Origin of the sequence: Terrirhizobium terrae, assembly GCF_030323265.1 — a bacterium.
Taxonomy (GTDB): domain Bacteria; phylum Pseudomonadota; class Alphaproteobacteria; order Rhizobiales; family Rhizobiaceae; genus Neorhizobium.
Map to the genome: position 1 here is coordinate 1,160,342 of NZ_CP104992.1, position 22,709 is coordinate 1,183,050.

The following is a 22,709-nucleotide window of genomic DNA, read 5'->3' on the forward strand; positions in this document are numbered from 1 at the left end:
AAATTCGGGGTTTATGGGCCAAATTGCTCGGCCTACGCCGGACACCGCGTCGTCGTTCGGGAAACGACGACCACATCCGGTGCAATCCGCGCTAGGAGATAGAGGCCGGCTTCAATAATGCAAATGAAACACATGAACTATCGCCAGCTGCAAATCGGATTGACACATTCTAAGCCTCTATCGCCCGCTGCCTGAATAAAGGCTGAACGGCTTCAAATCTTTGATTTCGATGAAAAACGGCACCTCTGGCATCGCCATGTTGGCGCAGGCGGCGCGGGCTGGTATATCGACCACAATCCAATCCCCGGCATATCGAGAGGCAGGCCAGATGACGATGCGATTTTCCAATGACATGGCAGACGTCGTCGCCATTCGCCGGCACCTGCACGAGAACCCGGAAATCGGCCTTTCGGAATTCAAGACGTCCGATTTCGTCGCCGCCCGGCTGGAAGAACTCGGCTACGAAGTGACCCGCGGTCTGGCGAAGACCGGGGTCGTCGCGACACTGCGCAACGGAACCGGCACCCGCTCGATCGGCATCCGCGCCGATATCGACGCGCTTCCCATCACCGAAGAGACCGGCGCGGAATACGCGAGCAGAAACAAGGGCGTCATGCACGCCTGCGGCCACGACGGGCATACCGCCATGCTGCTCGGCGCGGCGAAGATCCTGGCCGAGCGGAAGAATTTCGACGGCACGATCCACCTCATCTTCCAGCCGGCCGAGGAGAATTTCGGCGGCGCCAAGATCATGATCGACGAGGGCTTGTTCGATAAATTCCCCTGCGACGCCGTCTTCGGCATGCACAACGATCCGGGCCTTCCCTTCGGCAAGGTCTATGTCAAGGACGGCCCGATCATGGCGGCGGTCGACGAATGCCGCCTGATCATCAACGGCCTTGGCGGCCACGGCGCCGAACCGCAGGCGGCAAAGGACCCGATCGTTGCCGGCGCCAGCATCATCATGGCGCTGCAGACGGTCGTATCGCGCAATCTCCACCCGCTCGACCAGGCTGTGGTCACGGTCGGCGCGTTCAACGCCGGCATTGCCAGCAACGTCATCCCCGAGCGGGCGGAAATGGCAATCACCATCCGCTCCTTCGATCCGAAGGTCCGCGACATGCTGGAAGAGCGTATCCGCGGCATCGCAGAGGGCCAGGCGGCAAGCTACGGCATGTCGGTAACCGTAAACTACGACCGCGGCTACGAGGCGACCGTCAACCACACGGCCGAAACCGATTTCGTCCGTGATCTCGCGAAGAAGGTTGTCGGCGCTGAGAACGTCGCCGAGATCGAGCGGCCGATGATGGGCGCAGAGGATTTTGCCTATATGCTGGTGGAGCGTCCCGGCAGCTATTTCTTCCTCGGCACCGCCAGGACCGACAACGACCCGTCGCTGCATCACCCCCGCTTCGACTTCAACGACGACATCATTCCAACCGGGGTCAATCTGTGGGTGGAACTGGCGGAAGCCTATCTGCCGACGAAGTGAGGAAGCGGCGCCTCCCCTCCGTCGTCATGCTCGGCCTTGTGCCGAGCATCCACTGAACTCGCATCTTGCTCGACGTGGTTGGATCCTCGGGACACCCTCGGGTTTAACCCGAGGGCGAGGATGACGGAAAGCGATGAATCAAGACCGCATAAAAAACCTCCCGCGCTGTCACCGGCGCGGGAGGTTTTTTCGTCTCTTGCGACTAGCTATCCAGTCAGGCGAGAATGCCCAAGGTAACCGCGCCGACGAAGATGAAGGCGGCGGTCACGAGGGCGGTGTGCCCGACGGCTGCCCACCGGCTGTGGTGAGCGGTGGAACGGGTCGCAAATGTCCGGGTCTGGTTCTGGCTGGGCTGCATGCGATCCTCCCGAGTTAATAACTCTCACTTCGCACTTACTGTATCTTATCTCTATCAACCCGGTAGAGATAATGTTCCAGACGCATACCGGTTCCGTAGAAAATCCTTTTTCGTTAACGGCTGTATCATAGTGTTAACGGTTTATTATACCTCGACGCCAAAATGGCGCCTCAATTGCCGTGCCGCTCCAGCGCCGTCCTGAAGATATCCTCATCGACATTTCCGCCAGAGCAGACCGCGATCACCGTCTCGCCCAGCGTATCGCCATGGAAGAGAGCAGCTGCCAGTGCCACCGCGCCGCCCGGCTCAACGACGATCTTCAACCGGCTGAAGGCGAGCGCCATGGCCTTGAGTGCTTCGTCTTCCGAGACGACGAGGCCAGGGCCGCAGAGGCGCTTCATGATGGGAAACGTGATGTCGCCCGGCTGTGGTGAAAGGATCGCATCGCACAGCGATCCTGTGAGCGACGCATTACGTTCGATCTTTCCCGAGACCAGCGAGCGGGCCAGATCGTCGAACCCTTCCGGTTCGCAGGAATGCGCGACGAATCCGGGCGCCTTGGCTTCAAGTGCCAGCGCGATGCCCGACAGGAGCCCGCCCCCGCTTGCCGGCGCGAGCACATCGGCCTTTTCGATGCCGAGTTCCTGTGCCTGTTCCGCGATCTCGAGGCCTACCGTACCCTGCCCGGCGATCACCAGCGGATCATCGAACGGCTTGACCAGCGTCAGATTGCGTTCCCGGGAAAGCCTTGCACCGATCTCGTCGCGGTCCTCCTTCACACGATCGTAAAGCACCACTTCGGCACCGTAGGCGCGGGTATTCTCGATCTTCAGTTTTGGCGCGTCGTTCGGCATGATGATGACAGCCGGGATGCCGTGCATCCTGGCGGCAAGCGCCACGCCCTGCGCGTGGTTGCCGGAGGAAAAGGCTATCACGCCGCGGGCGCGGACATCCGGCGCAAGCGCGGAAATTGCCGACCAGGCACCGCGGAACTTGAACGATCCGGTATGCTGCAGGCATTCGGGCTTCACGAATATCCTTCGCCCCGCGATCTCGTCTAGAAAGGGTGAGGAAAGCAGCGGCGTGCGGCGGGCACGGCCGTCGAGACGGGCCCGGGCGGCTTCGATCATGGCAATATCGGTCATGGAAATCCCAAAGCAGAATGTGAATGGGAAAAACCTATTCCCGCTTCCGCGCCGGGTAAAGCTGCCGGCCGCCGGGAAGATTGTCACCCTGTCAATTCTGCCGACCGGCGCTCGGCGGTCAGCTCGCCGCCCCGTTTGCCAGGGCGTCGATCTTGACCACCGCCTTGATCGGCAGGTGATCCGACGCGAGGCGGGAAAGCGGCGTGTCATGGGTCCGAACCTGGTCGATCAGGCCCGGTCGGTTGGCCATGATCCGGTCGAGCGCCAGAACCGGCAGGCGCGAGGAAAGCTCGGCACGGCGGCGGGAAGGCCGAAGACCGTTGCGAGCGTATTGAGCGACGACCGGTCGCCGAGCCGCCACTCGTTGAGATCGCCCATCAGCACGGTCGGATGCTCCGCGCGGGCCCCGAGAATGTCGAGGATCATCCGCGCCTGCTGCTGTCGGGAGCGGTTGAGCAGGCCGAGATGGGCGGCGATGACCCGGAACGTGCTGCCGTCGCTGAGGTCGAGTTCGGTCAGAAGCGCGCCGCGCGGCTCGAGCCCCGGCAGCTTGATCTGGTGGACGTCGCGCACCAGGCCTTCGCGGAAGAAGACGACATTGCCGTGCCACCCATGCGCCTTGGCCACACCGGAAACCGGCACGGGGCAGAGCCCGGTCTCTCGCTCCATCCAGTTGAGATCGAGCAAGCCGCGCCGCTCCCCGAAGCGCGTATCGGCCTCCTGCAGCGCGATGATATCGGCGCCGATCTCGCGGATGACCTGTGCGATGCGACCTGGATCGAACCTGCCGTCGACGCCGACGCATTTGTGGACATTGTAGGAAGCGACGAGCAGGCCGGAACTCGGATCATGCGCGGAATGACCGCCCGCCCCCTGTCCTTGCGCGCCCGGATGGATGCGAGAATGCTGGCGGGAAGACTGGCGCGGCGGTTCTGGTGCATCGTTCTTCGTTCTGTTCGTCCGTTAAACATTGCTCGCTCCCGCTCCCTTCCTCCTAGAGATAGGGCGACCCCAGCCAAAGCACGCGCTCGATGAAGCGCTTGAGAAATGGTCGCGATCTCAGCTCATGGAGGCTGACTTCCTCCGCAGAGGAAATCGCCAGATCGATCCTTCGTTCCAATGCTTGCGTGAATGGCCGGTCGAAAACCTCGAGATCGACCTCGAAATTCAGGCGCAACGACCGCGGATCGATATTGGAGGAACCGGCATAGGACCAGCAGCCATCGACCGCCATCAGCTTGGAATGATTGAACGGCCCGGAAGCACGCCAGATGCGGCAATAATTCTTCAGCATCTGGTCAAACTGCGCCGTCATGGCAAGGTCGACCAGCGTCAGGTTGTTGGCGCTCGGCACGACGATATCGACGCTGACGCCGCGCCGGGCGGCGGTGACGAGCGCCGTGATCAGCTCCCGGTCGGGCAGGAAATAGGGTGAGACGATCTTGATCGACGTGCGGGCGATGGAAAACGCTCCCATCAGCGTCTTGTGATTGGTCTCGAGGCCGCGATCCGGCCCGGATGATACGGCCCGCATCAGGATCGCCGATCCCGGTTCCGTCTCCGGTGTCGGCACGGCCCAGGCCTCACCCTCCAGCCTTTCGCCGGTGGTGAACTCCCAGTCGGCTGCGGCAATCGCCAGAAGGTCGGCGACCACCGGGCCGCTCACCTTGAAATGCGTGTCGACGGCGCTGCTCTCACCGTTGAACTCACTGGAAAAGCCCTCGCGGATATTCATGCCGCCGGTAAAGGCGACAGAACCGTCCACCACCATGATCTTTCGGTGGGTGCGCAGGTTCGCATAGGGCAGGCGCAGGCCGGTGATGACATTGCCGTTGAACACGTCGACCGTCACGCCGTGTTCGCGCAGCATGCCGAGAACGCTCGGCACCGAGTATCGGGCACCGACCGCATCGATCAGCACGCGCACCTCGACCCCGCGTTTTGTTGCTGCACCGAGCGCCTCGATGAAGCGAATGCCGATCCGGTCGCGGTCGAAAATATAGGTTTCGAGCAGGATGGCATGCTTGGCGCTGCCGATCGCCGAAAGCATCGCGCCATAGGCGGCGTCACCCGTGTCATAGGCCTCGATGCCGTTGCCGGTCGTCAGGTGGTGCCGGCTCACGCGGTCGCCGAGCGTCTTCATCGCCCGGAAGCGATAACCGAAATCGCGCACGACCTGGTCGTCGGTCACGTCATAGGAGGCGAAATCCGCCCGCTCGGCTCCCTGCAGCAGCGAGCGCCGGTCACCGATGACATTGCGGCGGATACGGTTGATGCCGGCCACGAGATAAAGCGCGGCACCGACGATGGGCGACAGGATGATGACGCCGACCCAGCCGATCGCCGAGCGCACTTCCTCCTTCGTCATCGCTGCATGGATGGCAGCAGCCGCCCCGGCCACAACCGAGACAATGAAGAGGATGTGTGGCCAATAGGCGGTGAAAGCGAGATCATGGCGTCCAATATAGGGACGCCATGATGCTAGACAATTGGTGAAATCAGCGGTTTAGGCTGCCAGCTGCCTGGCGAACTTTTCCAGGCCGCGCTCGACCTTGTCGAACATGTCGTCCACCTGCGCCTCGGTGATGATCATCGGCGGGCAGAAGGCAAGCGAGATCGCCGATCGCGCGGCTGATCACGCCCTCTTCCATCAGGACCGGGAAGAGTTTCGGGCCGAGCTGGCCGGCGTCGTATCCTTCGCGTGGCGCAAGCTCGAAAGCGCCGATCAGGCCGACGCCGCGGCTTTCGATGACGAGCGGATTGTCGGCGATCGCGGCAAGACGCGCCAGAAATTTTGGGCTGAGCGCCCGAACATTGCCGACGAGATCGCGCTCCTCGATGATGGCGATGTTTTCCAGCGCGACGGCAGCGGCAACCGGATGGCCGGCGGCGGTGACGCCGTGGCCGAACGTGCCGATCTTCGCCGATTCATCCGCCAGCGGCTGGTAGACGTTTTCGTTGATCAGAAGCGCCGAGATCGGCTGGTAGGAGGACGAGATCTGCTTCGACAGCGTGATCATGTCGGGCTGAAGCTCGAAGGTCGTGGTGCCGAACATGTTGCCGGTGCGGCCGAAACCGCAGATCACCTCGTCGGCGATGAACAGCACGTCATACTTCTTCAGAACCTTCTGGATCGCCTCCCAATAGCCGGCCGGCGGCACGATGACGCCACCCGCGCCCATAAGGGGCTCGCCGATGAAGGCGCCAACCGTATCGGGACCTTCCTTGAGGATCAGGTCCTCCAAGTCCTTGGCGCAGCGCTCGACGAACTGCGCTTCGGTTTCGCCTTCGGTCTTGAACACCCGGTAATGCGGGCACGTCGTGTGCAGAACACGCGGCAACGGCAGGTCGAAGGAGCGGTGGTTGTTCGGCAGGCCGGTAAGGCTGGCAGCGGCAATGGTGACGCCGTGATAGCCCTTGATGCGCGAGATGATCTTCTTCTTGTCCGGCTTGCCGAGCGCGTTCGACCGGTACCAGACGATCTTCATCGCCGTGTCGTTGGCTTCCGAACCGGAATTGGTGAAATAGGCCTTGGACATCGGCACCGGCGCCATGTGGATGAGCTTTTCGGCAAGCTCGACCGACGGGCTGTGCGTGCGGGCGGTGAATGTGTGGTAATAGGGCAGCTTGGCCATCTGCTTCGTCGCGGCCTCGACGAGCCGGCTTTCGCCGAAACCGACGCCGACGCTCCAAAGACCCGCCATGCCCTCGATATATTGCTTGCCGGCATTGTCGTAGACATAGATGCCCTCGCCGCGATCGATCACCAGCGCGCCATCGCGCTCCAGAGCGCGGGCATTGGTGTAGGAATGCAGGTGATAGGCCTTGTCACGGGCTTCAAGCGAATTGGGTTGAATGGTCACGACGGGAACTCCTCCACGCGAATGCGTATAGGAATCTCATATGAGGAATCGGGAAGGTTGCCCACCCCCAAAAGCAGCCGAGAATGACGCCCGCCCCTCAAAATAATTGACGGGCGCCATCAGCCATTTTCATCGCTGACTTCTCAGCGGGACGTCATCGCCGCAATCGGCGGCTCGGACGATGCAGGGATCGGGCTCGTATATTCCTGCCCCTTCTTGCGGCGCTTGAGATCTGCCCAGGCCGCCTCGCGCAACTGCTCGCTTGTCAGCGCTGCAAGCCCCGTCGCCGCCATGGCCTTTGCGACGGAAACCATGCCCTTATGGGCAAGCGGGCTCTTGCCCTGGGTCACGACCTGCCAGGTGTGAAGCTGCGTGCCTATGGCGAGCGTCGCGCCATAAGCCTGCACGGTGGGCACGACCCAGCTCACATCACCGACATCCGTCGAACCGCCCATCTGGCGGACCTCGTTATGGGGAGGCAGGACGAAGTCGGCGAGCGCGGTGTCGCGCGGCTCGATCCGCTCCTGCGCCCAGCTTGCGGCGATATCTTCCGGCGTCAGCGTGGCGCGGATCTTTTCGGCAAAGGCAATGTCCTCGCCGTCGAAGGCAGGCGCACCCATGCTCTCCCAGATATCCTGCATCGCATCCATCAGCGGCGTGTTGACGATGAGGTTGGAGACGCCGGCGAGAATGGTGCTCTCAACCTTGGTCTCGGTCATCAGCGCCGCACCTTCGGCGACCTTCTTGACCCGCTCGATCAGCGCGAGAAGCCCCTGGAGATCCGGCGAGCGCACCACGTAGCGCACCTTGGCATGGGCCTGCACGACATTCGGCGAAATACCGCCAGCATCGATGATGGCGGCATGGATACGGCAATCGGAGGGCATATGCTCGCGCATGTAATTGACGCCGACGCTCATCAACTCGACGGCATCGAGGGCACTTCTTCCCAGTTCCGGCACGGCGGCGGCGTGGGCCGCGCGGCCGGTGAAGGTGAAATCGATGCGGCAATTGGCAAGCGAGGTCTCGCGCTGCACGCCGGCAAAATTGCTCGGATGCCAGCTGATCGCGATATCGACATCGGAAAACGCGCCTTCGCGCACCATGAAGGCCTTGGCGGCGCCTCCTCTTCGGCCGGGCAGCCGTAGTATCGCACACGCCCCGGCGTACCGGTCTTTTCCAGCCAGTCCTTCAGCGCGGTTGCCGCCAGAAGTGCACCCGACCCCAGCAGATTATGGCCGCAGCCATGGCCGCTGGCACCGGGCGTCGTCGGATCATGCTCAGTCGCGCCGGCTTTTTGGCTGAGACCTGCAAGCGCATCGTATTCACCGAGGAAGGCGATGACCGGACCGCCCTCGCCCGCCTCGCCCATCAGCGCGGTCGGGATGTTGGCGACATTGTCGGTGATTGCGAACCCCTGCGCCTCGAGCATCTCGCGGTGGGCGGCAGCGGACTGCGTCTCCATGTAGCAGGTTTCCGGCGTCTCCCAGACGCGGTCTGCCAGCTCGATGAAGACTTCCCTCTTGCGGTCCACCATGTCCCAGACGAGGGGAAGATTGGAATTGCCTGCGCTCATGAAATCTGCCTTCAACAATGGATAGAGAAGGTTCGCATACCTACGCCATTCTGGAGGCAGCGCAACGGCTATTGCGACGAATTAAGGCGGCGCACACCAATTAGGCACCTTTTCGACACTTGTGATCAACGGGTAAATCTTAGTGTCTCGACAACCGGTCCATAATCGCTATTCTCCCGCGCCACGGTACCAGGACACGTCTAGGACGAAACTCCAAACCGGAAAACAAACATGGGGTGAGCACGCCAAACCGGAGCATGATGTTCCAAGATAGACTGCAAGGGAGAAAATCCAGCCCTTGATGCCTGTCGGACCATCGATTCGGTCGGCGATGAAATTCATTCCGCATTGGGGAAAATATACGACCGGCACGGCACTCGCGCGCCGGTCAGGAGGTGACTACAACAAGACTTGTCCAGAGGGTGCGCCAGCCGCACTAAAAAATCAGGAAATCAACCGTGCCGGCCGCGCCGGTACAGGTAGGGAGACTAACATGAAACGTACGCTTACTTTTGCGGCAGCAGCGCTTCTGTCCGCGACATTCTTTGCCGGTGCTGCCAGCGCCAAGACCTTCGTCTATTGCTCGGAAGGTTCGCCGGAAGGCTTCGACCCGGGCATGTACACCGCCGGCACCACCTTCGACGCTTCGGCTCACCCGATCTACAACCGCCTTCTGGAGTTCAAGCCGGGCACGACCGAGCCGGAAGCCGGCCTTGCCGAAAGCTGGACCGTTTCTGAAGACGGCACCGTCTACACCTTCAAGCTGCGTTCAGGCGTGAAGTTCCAGACCACCGACTACTTCACCCCGACCCGCGAGCTGAACGCCGACGACGTGCTGTTCTCGCTCGAGCGCCAGATCAAGCCGGATCATCCGTGGGCACAGTACATCGCTGGCGCTTCCTGGGAATACGCTGCCGGCATGGGCTTCCCGGAACTGATCAAGACGATCGAAAAGGTTGATGACCTGACCGTCAAGATCACCCTGAACAAGCCGGAAGCTCCGTTCCTCGCCAACCTTGCCATGCCGTTCGCTTCGATCGCATCGAAGGAATATGCAGACACGCTCGACAAGGAAGGCAAGAAGGAACAGCTGAACCAGCAGCCGGTCGGCACCGGTCCGTTCACCTTCGTCGCCTACCAGCAGGACGCCATCATCCGCTACAAGAAGAACGCCGATTACTGGGGCACCGCTCCGAAGATCGACGACCTCGTCTTCGCGATCACGACCGATGCCGCCGTTCGCTACCAGAAGCTGAAGGCTGGCGAATGCCACCTGATGCCGTTCCCGAACGCTGCAGACGTCGAGATCGATGAAGTCCGACTCCAACCTCAAGGTTCTGGAGCAGGAAGGCCTCAACGTAGCCTACATGGCCTACAACACCACCCAGGCTCCGTTCGACAAGCCGGAAGTCCGTAAGGCGCTGAACCAGGCGATCAACAAGAAGGCGATCGTCGACGCCGTGTTCCAGGGCATGGCAACGCCGGCCAAGAACCCGATCCCGCCGACCATGTGGTCCTACAACGAAGCAACCCAGGACGACGCATACGACCTCGACGCCGCCAAGAAGGCGCTCGAAGCTGCTGGCGTCAAGGATCTTTCCATGAAGATCTGGGCAATGCCGGTTTCGCGCCCGTACATGCTGAACGCACGTCGCGCCGCTGAAATCATGCAGGACGACTTCGCCAAGATCGGCGTCAAGGTCGAGATCGTTTCCTACGAATGGGCCGAATATCTCGACCGTTCGAAGGCAAAGGACCGTGACGGCGCCGTCATCCTCGGCTGGACCGGCGACAACGGCGACCCGGACAACTTCCTCGACACCCTGCTGGGCTGCAACGCTGTTGGCGGCAACAACCGCGCCCAGTGGTGCAACCAGGAATTCGATGCACTGGTGAAGAAGGCCAAGGTCACGTCCAACCAGGAAGAGCGCACGAAGCTCTATGAAGAAGCACAGACCGTCTTCAAGAAGGACGCACCCTGGGCAACCATCGACCACTCCTCTCCATCGTTCCGATGGCCAAGGGCGTAACCGGCTTTACCCAGAGCCCGCTCGGTGACTTCACCTTCGAAGCTGTCGATATCGCCGAGTAATCCGGCCACATCACAACTTTTTGCCGCGGGATACATTGCGTTTCCCGCGGCATTTTCTTATGAGACGCCCAAAAATGTGGCGTTGACGCCGCAATTGCCGCTTCCCTGGGCTTGACAAGAAGCTGGAAACCGGCCCGCAACAAACCCTTAAAGGTTTTAGAATGTTTGGCTTTCTCTTGCGGCGGCTCGCCGTGCTGATCCCGACTTTCCTCGGGGTCTCCATCATCGCCTTCTCCTTCATCCGGCTTCTTCCGGGCGATCCGGTGGCGCTTCTATCCGGCGAACGCGTCATGTCGCCCGAGCGCCATGCGCAGATTTCCGCGCAGCTCGGCATGGACCGGCCGCTGGTCATCCAGTATTTCGATTATCTCGGTGGCGTGCTGACGGGTGACTTCGGTTCGTCGATCGTGTCCAAGAAGCCGATCCTCGACCAGTTCTGGGCATTGTTTCCCGCGACCGTCGAATTGTCGCTGTTCGCCATGCTGATCGCCGTAGCATTTGGCATCCCGGCCGGCGTGATCGCCGCCATCAAGCGCGGCTCGATATTCGACCAGGGCCTGATGGGCATCGCGCTCGTGGGTTACTCCATGCCGATCTTCTGGTGGGGCCTGCTGCTGATCATCCTGTTTTCCGGCACCCTGCAGTGGTTCCCGGTGTCGGGCCGCATCTCGCTGATGTTCTATTTCCCGCAGGTCACCGGCTTCATGCTGATCGACTCGCTCATTTCCGGCCAGAAGGGCGCCTTCGCCTCGGCGATCAGCCACCTGGCGCTGCCATCGATCGTGCTCGCGACCATTCCGCTCGCCGTCATCGCCCGCCAGACCCGTTCGGCCATGCTGGAAGTCCTCTCCGAGGATTACGTCCGCACCGCCCGCGCCAAGGGCCTGTCGCCCTTCCGCGTCGTCGGCGTGCACGCGCTGCGCAACGCCATGATCCCGGTCATCACCACGATCGGCCTGCAGATCGGCGTCATGCTGGCAGGCGCGATCCTGACCGAGACGATCTTCTCCTGGCCGGGCATCGGCAAGTGGATGGTCGACAGCGTGTTCCGTCGCGACTACCCGGTCATCCAGGGCGGTCTTCTCCTGATCGCCGGCATCATCATGACCGTCAATCTCATCGTTGATCTGCTCTACGGCCTGATCAACCCGCGTATTCGTCACTGATCCGCCGAGAAGAAGGAGCAAAATCCCATGGCAGATGCAATCACAACCAAGACCTCCGAGCCGGTGACATCCTCGCAGATGCGCCGCCAGATGCTCAAGGAGTTCTGGTTCTACTTCTCCGAAAACCGCGGCGCCGTGATCGGCCTCTACGTTTTCGTCGCACTGGTCTTCGTCGCGGTCTTCGCTTCGTTCATCGCCCCGCACTCGCCTTTCGAACAGTATCGCGACGCGGTGCTGATGCCGCCGGCATGGACCGAAGGCGGCAGCTGGACCTATGTTCTCGGCACCGACCCGGTCGGCCGCGACATCCTCTCGCGCCTGATCTATGGCGCCCAGTATTCGCTCTTCATCGGCGTCTTCGTCACCTCCCTGTCGTTGGTCGGCGGCATCCTGGTCGGCCTGATCGCCGGTTACTACCGCGGCTGGGTCGACACCGTCATCATGCGCCTGATGGACATCATCCTGGCCTTCCCGTCGCTGCTGCTGGCGCTGGTTCTGGTTGCGATCCTCGGGCCCAGCCTGACCAACGGCATGATCGCCATCGCGCTGACGCTGCAGCCGCATTTCGTGCGCCTGACGCGCGCGGCCGTGATGGCCGAGAAGACCCGCGACTACGTGACGGCCGCCCGCATTGCCGGCGCCAGCCCGCTGCGCCTGATGTTCCGCACCATCCTGCCGAACTGTACCGCGCCGCTGATCGTCCAGGCGACCCTGTCCTTCTCGAACGCCATTCTCGACGCGGCGGCCCTCGGCTTCCTCGGTATGGGCGCCCAGCCGCCGGCTCCCGAATGGGGCACGATGCTGGCCGAAGCCCGCGAGTTCATCCTGCGCGCCTGGTGGGTCGTCACCTTCCCGGGCCTTGCAATCCTCATCACCGTTCTTGCCATCAACCTGATGGGCGACGGCCTGCGCGACGCGCTTGACCCGAAACTGAAGAGGTCCTGATCATGGCGCTTCTGCAAATCGACAATCTCACCGTCGAATTCGAAACCGCGACCGGCTGGTTCCGCGCCGTCGATGGTGTCTCCATCTCCGTCGACAAGGCGGAGGTTCTTGCCATCGTCGGTGAATCCGGCTCCGGCAAGTCCGTCTCGATGCTGGCCGTCATGGGCCTCCTGCCTTGGACGGCAAAGATCACCGCCGACCGCATGCTGTTCGAAGGCAAAGATATCCAGAAGCTCTCAGCTGCCGAGCGCCGCAAGCTGATCGGCAAGGATATCGCGATGATCTTCCAGGAGCCGATCGCCAGCCTCAACCCGTGCTTCACGGTTGGCTTCCAGATTGAGGAAGTGCTGCGCATCCACCTCGGTCTGGGCAAGAAGGACCGCCGCGCCCGCGCCATCGAACTGTTCAAGCAGGTCGGTCTTCCGAACCCGGAAGAGCGCATGAACGCCTTCCCGCACCAGATGTCGGGTGGCCAGTGCCAGCGCGTGATGATCGCCATCGCGATCGCCTGCAACCCGAAGCTCCTGATCGCCGACGAGCCGACCACCGCGCTCGACGTGACGATCCAGAAGCAGATCCTCGACCTGATCATGGACCTGCAGGCTCGCACCGGCATGGGCCTGATCATGATCACCCATGATATGGGCGTCGTCGCCGAGACCGCCGACCGCGTCGTCGTGCAGTACAAGGGCCGCAAGATGGAAGAAGCAGACGTGCTCTCGCTTTTCGAAAGCCCGAAGAGCAACTATACGAAGGCGCTTCTGGCGGCCCTGCCGGAAAACGCCACCGGCGACCGCCTGACCACCGTTTCCGCCTTCTTCGACGGCAATCCGGAACCAGCCCCTTCCGCGGCAACGAGCGCTGGAGCAAACGCATGAGCGACACCAATACCCCCATGCTCGAAGTGCGCGACATCAAGCGCGACTACGAACTGCCGGCCGGCTTCATGAAGCCGAAGAAGACGCTTCATGCGGTGAAGGGCGTGTCCTTCAAGCTGGAGCGCGGCAAGACGCTTGCGATCGTCGGTGAATCTGGCTGCGGTAAGTCCACGCTTGCCCGCATGATTACCTTCATCGACGAGCCGACATCAGGCGATCTGATCATTGACGGCAAGAAGATGGATACCCGTCCTGGCCATCTGACCCCGGAAATGCGCCAGAAGGTGCAGATCATCTTCCAGAACCCCTATGGCTCGCTCAACCCGCGCCAGAAGATCGGCGACGTTCTGGGCGAACCGCTGGCGATCAACACCGACCTGTCTGCTGCCGAGCGCCGCAACCGCGCCACCGAAATGCTGATCAAGGTCGGCCTCGGCCCGGAACACTATAATCGCTACCCGCACATGTTCTCCGGCGGCCAGCGCCAGCGTATCGCCATTGCGCGCGCGCTGATGATGAACCCGAAGCTGCTCGTGCTGGACGAACCGGTTTCGGCCCTCGACCTTTCGGTCCAGGCCCAGGTGCTGAACCTGCTCGCCGACCTGCAGGACGAATTCGACCTCACCTACGTCTTCATCAGCCACGACCTCTCGGTCGTTCGCTACATCGCCGACGAGGTGATGGTGATGTATTTCGGCGAAGCGGTCGAATACGGCACGCGCGACGAGGTGTTTTCGGCACCGAAGCACGAGTATACGCAGACCTTGTTCAAGGCGACGCCGCGTGCGGATGTGGAATCGATCCGTGCGCGTATTGCCAAGAAGAAGGCTGTGGCCTGATCGGCCACTCCACGCTGGACGTCATCCTCGGCCTTGTGCCGAGGATCTATGTACGTCGTGACAAGTCGCATCTCCGGCAGATGCTCGGGACATGCCCGAGCATGACGGCGAAGCAAGTGGAGCCGTATTGCTCCAATCATTTTCCCACTGAAAGAAGCAATCATCTGGTCACCGGCCAAGTTTAGCCCGTGCCGTGGAGAAAGACGGTAGCTGGCGGGCAATGCCCGGCTGCGTCATCCCCCTCATCCGCCCTTCGGCCGCCCTCTCCCCGAGGGGAGAAGGAGGAACACTGCAGCGCCGGCGCTCTTCCTCTCCCCTAGGGGAGAGGGTGGCCGAGCGGAGACCCGGGTGAGGGGGCCTACTCCACAAACACCCTCACCGTCGCAGCCCTTCCGGCCGCATCGATCACCGTGAGCGTCGAAAACCCTGCCCCTTCCGGCAGCCATTGATTGGTGCGGCGGCGGGAGAGGTCGGCGAGCGGCTTGCCGTTGGCGAGCCAGCGGAAGGGCGGACGGCCGCCCTGCAGCTTCAGCACCAATGGCGAGATCTCACCCGACAAGGCTCCGAGATCGACCTTCGCCCCTTCCGGCGGATAGACGATCTGCGGCGCGCTCTCCCGGGCCGACGCGCGGATCAGCCCGCTGGACGTGACCGCAAACCGTCGCTGGGAGATCGGCAGATCGGATTGCGCCAGCCGCACGGCACCGGCGGGCGGCAGCGGATGGGGCGTGAACGGCACGCCCGAGCGCGAAAACGCCTCGAACAGGATCGGCGCCGCCGTCTGGTAGCCGGCGATGCCGGGCACCGCGCCATTATCCGGCCGCCCGACCCAGACGCCGAGCACAAAGCGCCCGTCATAACCGACCGACCAGGCATCGCGATAGCCGTAGCTCGTGCCGGTCTTGTAGGCGATGCCGAGTTTTCTGCTGCCGGTCGGCGGCAGCACGTCGGAGAGAATGTCGGTGACGTTCCAGATCGCCTGACGCTCGAGCATCGGCTCATTGTCCAGCTTGGCCGGCTGCTCGTCTATTCCATTGCCGATGCGAACCGGCTGGCCGCCATTGGCGAGTGCGGCGTAGCTCTGCACCAGTTCTTTCAGCGTGATACCGACGCCGCCGAGACCAATCGCAAGCCCCGGCGCCTCGTTGGGTGGCAGCACCGGCCTGACATCGGCGCGGCGGAACCGGATCATCAGCCGCGACGGCCCGACCGCATCGAGCAGCCGGACAGCGGGCACGTTGAGTGACAGCTGCAGCGCCTGACGCACCGTCACGTCGCCCTGATAGGTCATGTCGAAATTCTTGGGCCGGTAGCCGAAGAAATCCGCCGGGCGATCCTCGATCATCGTTTCCTGGGAGACGAGCCCCTGCTCGAAGGCAAGCCCGTAGATGAAGGGTTTGAGCGTGGATCCCGGCGAACGCAGCCGCCGCGTCATATCGATCCAGCCGGAACGCCCGGCATCGAAATAATCCGCCGACCCCACCTCACCGACGATCTCCCCGGTCGTCGCATCGGCCATGACCATCGCGACCGAAACCTTTGGCGCGAGTTTGGCCGCGGCCTCGCGGGCGACCTCCTCCAGCTGTCTCTGGATATTGCGCTTCAGCGTGCTGCGATATTCTTCCGCTTTCGGCTGTTTCCGAATGGCGGCTTCTGCGAGATGCGCCGCATAGGCCGGCAGTTGCAGCCTTTGCCGCGGCATCACGTCGTGGGCGGCGCGCTCCACCTCACCCTCGCCGGTCACTTCTGCCACGGCAGGCCGGGCCAGCACCCGCTCGCGGGCGGCGAGTGCTACGGCCGGATGCCGGTCAGGCCGCCGCGATTCCGGTGATTGCGGCAGGGCGACGAGGAGCGCGGCTTCGGCCACCGTCAACCGCTTCGGCTCCTTGCCGAACCATGCAAGGCTTGCGGCCCGAATACCCTCCAGATTGCCGCCATAGGGGGCGTGGGTCAGGTAGAGCTGCAGGATCTCCTGTTTGCTAAGGCGTCGCTCGATCTGGATGGCGCGGGCGAGCTGCAGCAGTTTGGCCGAAAACGATCGCGTCTCGCGCGGCTCGATCAGCCGCGCCACCTGCATGGATAGCGTCGAGGCGCCGGAAACGATCCGGCCATTGGTGACAAGCTGGAAGGCGGCGCGGCCGATCGCCCATGGATCAATGCCGCCATGTTCGTAGAAGCGGCGGTCCTCATAGGCGATCAGCATGTCGAGGAAGCGCGGATCGACATCCTCGACATCCGTCTTCAGCCGCCAGCGGCCTTGCGGCGTGGCGAAGGCACGCAGCAGCTCGCCATCGGCATCCAGCACCTCCCGCGAGACGGTCATGGCGTTGTCCAGCGGCGGCGGATAGGCGCGATCGGCCCACTCCAGACCAAGCGCAGTTGCGCCTGCCAGAATGAGGCAGGTGCCGACACCGATCGAGAATTTCCACCTGCGTTTCATTCGGGTTCTTCTAGTAGCTGAAGTAGCGAGTTCGATGCGTCTTTCGGATCGTGCGTAATGGAGATCAGCGGATCACTATAATAGGAAGTCCCCTCCCAAACCCTCCCCACAAGGGGAGGGCTTAACTGGACCGCACCGCCGAGATCCCAGTGGTCCGAGCGAGTACTGCGGGTTCTCTCCCCCTTGTGGGGGAGATGGCCGGCAGGCCAGAGGGGGTATTCATCGCGCAGGTTCCGGTTACGTGAGAGTGCAGCAGGAGAGACCAAACCCGCTCGTTCCCCGACCGCCACATTCACTGCCCCCAACCACCCCCATCTTGCCCATCGCCGTGCGCGCGGAAAACTGCGGGCGGTACATATCCTCCACCTGCGCTGCCGGATGATCGTAGACGCCGGGCGTTACGGCACGGACGACATAGGCCAGTGTGATCTGCCGGTTGTCGCCCTGGCTGCGGTCGAAAGCTGCAACGAAGCGGTCGTTGCGGAATTCGGTGTGAGCCGCCTGCACCTCCTCGATCCAGTCGAAATTGGTGAGGTTGGCGCTGTTGACGATCGACGGATTATCGATCTCGAAACCGGCCGGCAGGAGATCCGTGACGACGATGCGCGACGGCCAGTCGTTGGTCTCGGTGACGGTCAGAACAACGACATAACGCTCGTTCTGCTTGGCCTCGCTGACATTCGCTTCCTCGCCGGCCATGGTGTAATAGGTCCGGGCAATCTCGAATCCATCGCCGCCGGCCGGAAGCGGCGTTGCAGGTGCGGCAACCGTGGTGATGGCGGCCGACAGCGCATCGGCGCTGTCATTGCGCACCGTCAGGGGATGATCGAGCAGCACGTCACCGGCCATCTGCGACATCAGCGTGCCGGTATGGACAGCGCCGTTGACGGTGAGCTTGAGGCTGTCATCGCCGTTCTGCAGGGCGCGGGCGGCGAGCAGCATCCAGGTCTGTTCCTGGGTGCTGGTGTATTTCTTCGCACTCCATTCCTTGGCAACGACATCCGCCAGCGCCGGCACGATCGGCGGCACCGGCCGGCTCTCGGCGGCAAGCGCCAGCACGGCCGCACCATCACGCAGCGACGAGCCGTAGTCGGAGCGGGCAAGGCTGACCTTATGAACCTGCGCGTTTTCCGACATCTGCAGCGCGGCACTGAAGATCGACTGCGAGCGCTGGCCATCGCCGTAGAGCGACAACGCTGCTGCGATATGGGCCTTGGCAAGCGGCGTCGGGAAATCGCCGAGCATCGTGTCGGCGTAATAGCGCAGATCGCTGATCGCGGCCTTGCGGTTGCGGGCCAGAACATAGAGCGCATAGGCGATCTGGTTGCCCTGATCGCGGACATTGGTCGTGTAGGCGAGCGTGTTCTGCAGGTTTTCCAGCGCCTGGACGAGCGGCTTTTCCGGCACGTCATAGCCCTGTTCGCGAGCACGAGAGAGGAAGTCGCTCACATAGGCGTCGAGCCAGAGATCGCTGCCCGCGCCATCCGGTCCCCAAAGGCCAAAACTGCCGGCCGACGCCTGGAAGGACAGGACGCGATAGATGGCATCCTGCACCCGCTTCTTTACCTCGGCATCGTCAGCCAGCCCGTTCTGCACCGCCATTTCGCTGAGATAGAGAAGCGGCAGCGCCCGGCTGGTCGTCTGCTCGGCGCAGCCGTAAGGGTAACGGCTGAGGCTCATCAGCAGCGCCGGGATATCGAAGGCGTTGGAGCGGCTGACATTGACGCTGACCGAAGCGCCCTGCAGCACGCTGTCGGCCAGCAGGTTGCTGTCGACGGTGACACTCGCCCCGGGCTTCAGATCGACCAGCCGCCGTTCCGTCACCGGCATTGCTGCGGGACAGAATCGGGATGTTGAGCACCTGATCGACGGAGAGACCTGAGCTATTGGCGAGCTTGATCGAGATCGTGCCGTCGCCGGGCTCGATGCCGACCAGTGGCAGGGTGACGCTGGTTTTTCCACCGGCCGCCAGTTCCACCGGCTTTATCGCGCTCTGGCCGATGGCGACCGCATCGCTGGTTCCGACGGTGAGATCATAGGTCCCGGCCGGGCCATCGGTATTGGCGATGTCGAGCCTCAGATTGCTGTCGTCTCCCGGCGCCAGGAATCGCGGCAGGCTGGAGGTGATGACGATCGGATCGCGGATGATGACATCCTTGACGCCGTGACCGACACCGGATTTCGACCAGGCGACGGCCATGACCCTTGCGGTGCCGTTGAACTGCGGAATGTCGAAGGAGACCTTCGCCCTGCCTTCACCGTCCAGCTTCACCGGACCGGAGAAGAAGGCCACCAGCTTTTCCTTCGGGGGCTGGCCTGCAGCGCCATGCTGCCGCCATCGCCGCCGGTCCTCAGGCGCCCGGTCGCGCCGAGCGAACCGTCGATCAGCCGTCCGTAGATGTCGCGGATTTCGAGGCCCAGACGTCGCTGGCCAAAGTACCAGTCGTCCGGTGCGGGCGGCTCGTAGCGGGTGAGATTGAGAATGCCGACGTCGACGGCCGCGACAGTGACATAGGCATCCTCGTTGGCACCGGCACCCGCCACCTGCAGCGAGATATCGAGCGGCTGGCGCGGCAGCGTCTTTTCCGGTGCGTCGATCGCAATGGAAAGATCACGCGCTTCCGGATCGACCTTCAGCCAGGTGATGCCGATTGCCCGCATCGGCATGCGGCTTTCGCGCGCTTCGCCCGGACGATAGAGGGTTGCGGTCACGTAGGATCCGGCACCCCATTCCTCGGTGACGGGAATTTCCACCTCACCGCCATTCTCGGAAATGCTGGCTGTCTCGACGGTGATCAGCTCCTCGGAACCAGCCATGACCATCAGCTCGCCAGCATAGCGCGAGGAGATCTTGAGCTTGGCGATATCGCCGACCTTGTAGCTCGGCTTGTCGAGCGCGACTTCCAGCGCATCCGGCGTTTCCGTCGATGTGGCGGTGACGAACCAGCCGGCATCGAACTCGACGCTGGAGGCCGGGCCGCCGATATCGGCGGTTTCGACCTCGAGACGATAGCGACCCCACTCGACCGGCACGGCCACGCGCCCGCCATCCGTGGTTACGTCGACGGTGCCGTTGGCGACTTGGCGCGTGCGGGTGATCGGCTCATAGCGCCAGTAATTGCCGTCGCGATACCACTGATAATCCTGATCGACCTTGACCAGCTTCCACGGCAAGCCCTTGGCAGCCTGCTTGGCGCCAGCTTCGCCGACGACGATGACGTTGAAATTGCCGACCGCGCCTTCCGGCAGGTCGCCGGAAAATTCCGGCTTGATGCCGATCCGCGGTCCGTCAGCCTTCACCGGCAGCGACAAGGTGCGCTCGATGGCGCGGCCGCCGGTTTCCTGCATCCTAACGATGATATCGGCATTGATCAGCTTGGTGGTGGACGGCAGCTCGGCGACATCGGCATCGAATACCGCCTTGCCATCCTCGTCCGTATCCTCCAGCGCATCGAGAGGGATGCGGACGGTTTCGGTCTCTTCCTCGTCGGCAAGGCCGAACTGGTAGCCGGGAAAGGCCGCGTTTTCGCGGGTCGGCTTCAGCGCGATCTCGCCTTCGAGGCCGAGACCTGCGGCCCGTGCGCCATAGAGGTAGCGACCGTCTATGGTCACCGAAGCGGGCTCGCCGACAACGATCTCCTTCGCCTCGCTCGTCATGTCGAATTCGATGCGATCCGGCACGAAATCGTCGACGAGAAAAGACTTTTCGCCGATCGCCGAGCCCTTGGGATCGGTGAACACCTGCATCGTCCAGGTGCCGCGCATGGACGTGTCCTGCAGGGCGAGATCGAGCGTGTAGCCGCCGAGCGCGCCATTCTTCACCATCCGCCGGTCTTCGACGCCATCGGGCCTGAGGAAGACGAAGGTGAGCGGCAGGTTTTCGATGGCGGTGGCATCGACATTGCGGGCAAGGGCGCTGGCATGCACCACCTCACCGGGACGGTAGATGCCGCGCTCGGTCCAGAGAGAAGATCGATCGCGCCGGGAGCCGGACGGCCGGTGACGCCGCGGTCGGACAGGTCGAAGCCGGCGCGGGTCATGTCGAGGAAGACGTAATCCTTGCCGTCGCTCTGGGCGGTCAGCACTGCCGGCACCATGGCCGCCGTGCCGCGCATCAGGCCGGCGGTGAAGGTGGCGCGGCCATCCGCATCCGTCTTCGACGTGCCGAGGATTTCGTTGTTCTTGGCGAGAAGCTGCAGATCGACGCCTTCGATCGGCTTGGCCGAGCCGAGCCCGCGGGCAAATACATGAAGCCCGTCCGTGCCGGCATAGGTGGTCAGTCCGATATCGGAAACGACGAACCACTGCGTCGCCTTGTTGTCCCATTCCTGGTTGACGGCATTGGCGGCGGACGCGGTCAGTACGTAGACGCCGGGCTTGCGTTCCGGCAGCGCCTCGTCGACCGGGAAACTGGTCGTCACGTCCTTGTTCAAATCCTGGCCCAGATCGATCGTACCCTGCCAGACGAGCTCGCCATTTTCCTGCTCGATGCGATCGGCGCTGTAGCCGCTCATCTGGGTGAGGAACTGCGAATTGGTGAGGAGCGGCGCAATGTTGCGGCCGCCGATGCGGTAGAGCTTGAGGTTGGCACGCTCGGTATTCACCGACACGATCGGGATGCCGCGGCGCGCGGTGGACGGCAGCACGAAACTGTCGCCGGTGAAGCGCACCATCGGCGAACGGTCTTTTACATAGACCTCCAGATCCACCTGGGCCGGCAGCGGTTCGTCGACGGAAGACGGCAGGCCGCGGCGCAGCGACAGCTTGTAGCGCTGGCCGTGGGTCAGGCCCTCGACGCAGATCTGGTTGTCCTTTGCCTCCATCGCCTTCGGCGCCTGGCCGTCCAGCGTCACGAAAGGCGCGTAATCAACACCCGCCTTCACCAGCGGCTCGGAGAACTGAACGCAGGCGCGCGGATTGGCGCTATCGGCATCGACCGTGTTGCCGGTAACGCGAAAACCCTGCCGTTCGCGCAGGTCGTTATAGGCGGCCTGCACGGTGCGGGCGCTGACGAGCGCAAGGCTCTGCTTGTAGGCCGTGAGCGCCTGGCGATAATTCTGTTGCTTGGCGAGGGCTGCTCCGAGCACCGCCAGCGCATCGGCGCGCGCCTGGGTCGTGCGCGACATCAGATAGCCGTTGATCGCGGCAAGGGTGCCTTCACTGTCGGCGCTGCTGTTGTTCCTGGCAATGCCGGCGGCCCGGGCAAGCGCGATCCAAAGATCGCCGTCATCCGGCGTAAACGACAGGGCACCCTTGTAATTATAGATCGCCGTATCGACCTGGCCCGAGAGAAGCTCGTTCTGGGCGATCGTCTTGAGGCTTTCTATCCCGTAGCCCTGCTGATTGTCGCCGAGCGCCAGACCATCCTTCTGCTCGCGCGCCTGGGTCAGCATGTCGTCCGACAGGAAGGAGAGGCGCGGCGGGGCGCCGATATCCGGCTCGGCCGCAACCTCGACGATTTTGCCGGCAACCGCACCGGCGAACGTGTTCAACTGGCCGTGGTCGGACTTGAGAAAACACCACTTGGCTTTCACATTATAGGTGAAGGCGCGGCACTGGTTGTCGCCGATGCAGGCGGTCTCGCACTGGTCCTGGCTGACATTCTTGACGGTGCGCAGGTCGAAGCCGAGGTAATCGCCATCCGCGGTCGTCTCGATCCGCCGTTCGGCGGCACTGAGCGGTGAGGCGAAAGCCAGTGCGGAAAAGAGCAAGGCTGAAAGGCCGAAGATCGCGCGCCTAGACATGAAAAGTCCCCCGTGGCTGCCGTCGGATGCGTTGTTGTCCAATGGGACGGGACGCTTGTCAACGAGGCTCTTGCTGTCGCAAACGGACGAAATCAAACCGAAAGTGGCGCAGTGAGAAAACTGCCCCCGCAAAGCTGTGCCAGAAATGCCGTCTCGCCGTCCTTTGGTGAT

Annotated in this window: 10 protein-coding genes and 5 pseudogenes; 6 read left to right on the forward strand and 9 right to left on the reverse strand. The window is 62.7% G+C overall.

Annotation, left to right across the window (positions count from 1 at the left end; all coding sequences use genetic code 11):
- Positions 1 to 177: 177 nt before the first annotated feature.
- A complete protein-coding gene (locus tag N7E02_RS13675) occupies positions 178 to 354 on the reverse strand; it encodes a hypothetical protein (protein ID WP_286582527.1) in 177 nt (58 codons plus the stop codon).
- On the opposite strand from N7E02_RS13675, the gene N7E02_RS13680 reads away from it, so the two are divergent.
- On the forward strand, positions 353 to 1,492 hold the full coding sequence (locus N7E02_RS13680; protein ID WP_286582528.1) for a M20 aminoacylase family protein: 1,140 nt from the start codon (positions 353 to 355) through the stop codon (positions 1,490 to 1,492). The genes N7E02_RS13675 and N7E02_RS13680 overlap by 2 nt on opposite strands.
- Before the next feature lie 214 nt (positions 1,493 to 1,706).
- On the opposite strand, the gene N7E02_RS13685 is transcribed toward N7E02_RS13680, so the two are convergent.
- From N7E02_RS13685 to N7E02_RS13710, 6 genes and pseudogenes are all read right to left on the reverse strand, one after another.
- On the reverse strand, positions 1,707 to 1,850 hold the full coding sequence (locus tag N7E02_RS13685; protein WP_286582530.1) for a hypothetical protein: 144 nt from the start codon (positions 1,848 to 1,850) through the stop codon (positions 1,707 to 1,709).
- Between the two features lie 170 nt (positions 1,851 to 2,020).
- Entirely contained in the window at positions 2,021 to 2,995 is a 975-nt protein-coding gene (locus N7E02_RS13690) for a threonine ammonia-lyase (protein WP_286582531.1), read from the reverse strand.
- A 118-nt stretch (positions 2,996 to 3,113) separates the two neighbouring features.
- Positions 3,114 to 3,936, reverse strand: a pseudogene (locus N7E02_RS13695) (endonuclease/exonuclease/phosphatase family protein).
- A 53-nt stretch (positions 3,937 to 3,989) separates the two neighbouring features.
- Positions 3,990 to 5,459, reverse strand: coding sequence for a phospholipase D-like domain-containing protein (locus N7E02_RS13700; protein WP_286583817.1), 1,470 nt, complete (start codon positions 5,457 to 5,459; stop codon positions 3,990 to 3,992).
- Between the two features lie 42 nt (positions 5,460 to 5,501).
- Positions 5,502 to 6,858, reverse strand: a pseudogene (locus N7E02_RS13705) (aspartate aminotransferase family protein).
- A 143-nt stretch (positions 6,859 to 7,001) separates the two neighbouring features.
- A pseudogene (locus N7E02_RS13710) lies at positions 7,002 to 8,434 on the reverse strand (M20 family metallopeptidase).
- Positions 8,435 to 8,927: 493 nt separating this feature from the next.
- On the opposite strand from N7E02_RS13710, the pseudogene N7E02_RS13715 reads away from it, so the two are divergent.
- The 5 genes and pseudogenes from N7E02_RS13715 to N7E02_RS13735 all read left to right on the forward strand — a co-directional run bounded on the left by N7E02_RS13715 (position 8,928) and on the right by N7E02_RS13735 (position 14,354).
- Positions 8,928 to 10,526 (forward strand): annotated as a pseudogene (locus N7E02_RS13715) (ABC transporter substrate-binding protein).
- Positions 10,527 to 10,687: 161 nt separating this feature from the next.
- Positions 10,688 to 11,692, forward strand: coding sequence for an ABC transporter permease subunit (locus tag N7E02_RS13720; protein WP_286582533.1), 1,005 nt, complete (start codon positions 10,688 to 10,690; stop codon positions 11,690 to 11,692).
- Between the two features lie 27 nt (positions 11,693 to 11,719).
- Complete coding sequence (locus N7E02_RS13725; RefSeq protein WP_286582535.1) at positions 11,720 to 12,637, forward strand: ABC transporter permease subunit; 918 nt, start codon at positions 11,720 to 11,722, stop codon at positions 12,635 to 12,637.
- Positions 12,638 to 12,639: 2 nt separating this feature from the next.
- Complete coding sequence (locus N7E02_RS13730) at positions 12,640 to 13,515, forward strand: ABC transporter ATP-binding protein (RefSeq protein ID WP_286582538.1); 876 nt, start codon at positions 12,640 to 12,642, stop codon at positions 13,513 to 13,515.
- A complete protein-coding gene (locus N7E02_RS13735; RefSeq protein WP_286582540.1) occupies positions 13,512 to 14,354 on the forward strand; it encodes a dipeptide ABC transporter ATP-binding protein in 843 nt (280 codons plus the stop codon). The genes N7E02_RS13730 and N7E02_RS13735 overlap by 4 nt, the downstream gene beginning before the upstream one ends.
- A gap of 358 nt (positions 14,355 to 14,712) precedes the next feature.
- Here N7E02_RS13735 and pbpC read toward each other — a convergent pair whose 3' ends face one another.
- Both pbpC and N7E02_RS13745 read right to left on the reverse strand, forming a co-directional pair.
- Positions 14,713 to 16,794, reverse strand: a complete 2,082-nt coding sequence (pbpC, locus tag N7E02_RS13740; protein ID WP_286582542.1) for a penicillin-binding protein 1C — start codon at positions 16,792 to 16,794, stop codon at positions 14,713 to 14,715.
- 237 nt (positions 16,795 to 17,031) lie between these two features.
- A pseudogene (locus N7E02_RS13745) lies at positions 17,032 to 22,538 on the reverse strand (alpha-2-macroglobulin family protein).
- Between the last annotated feature and the right edge of the window lie 171 nt (positions 22,539 to 22,709).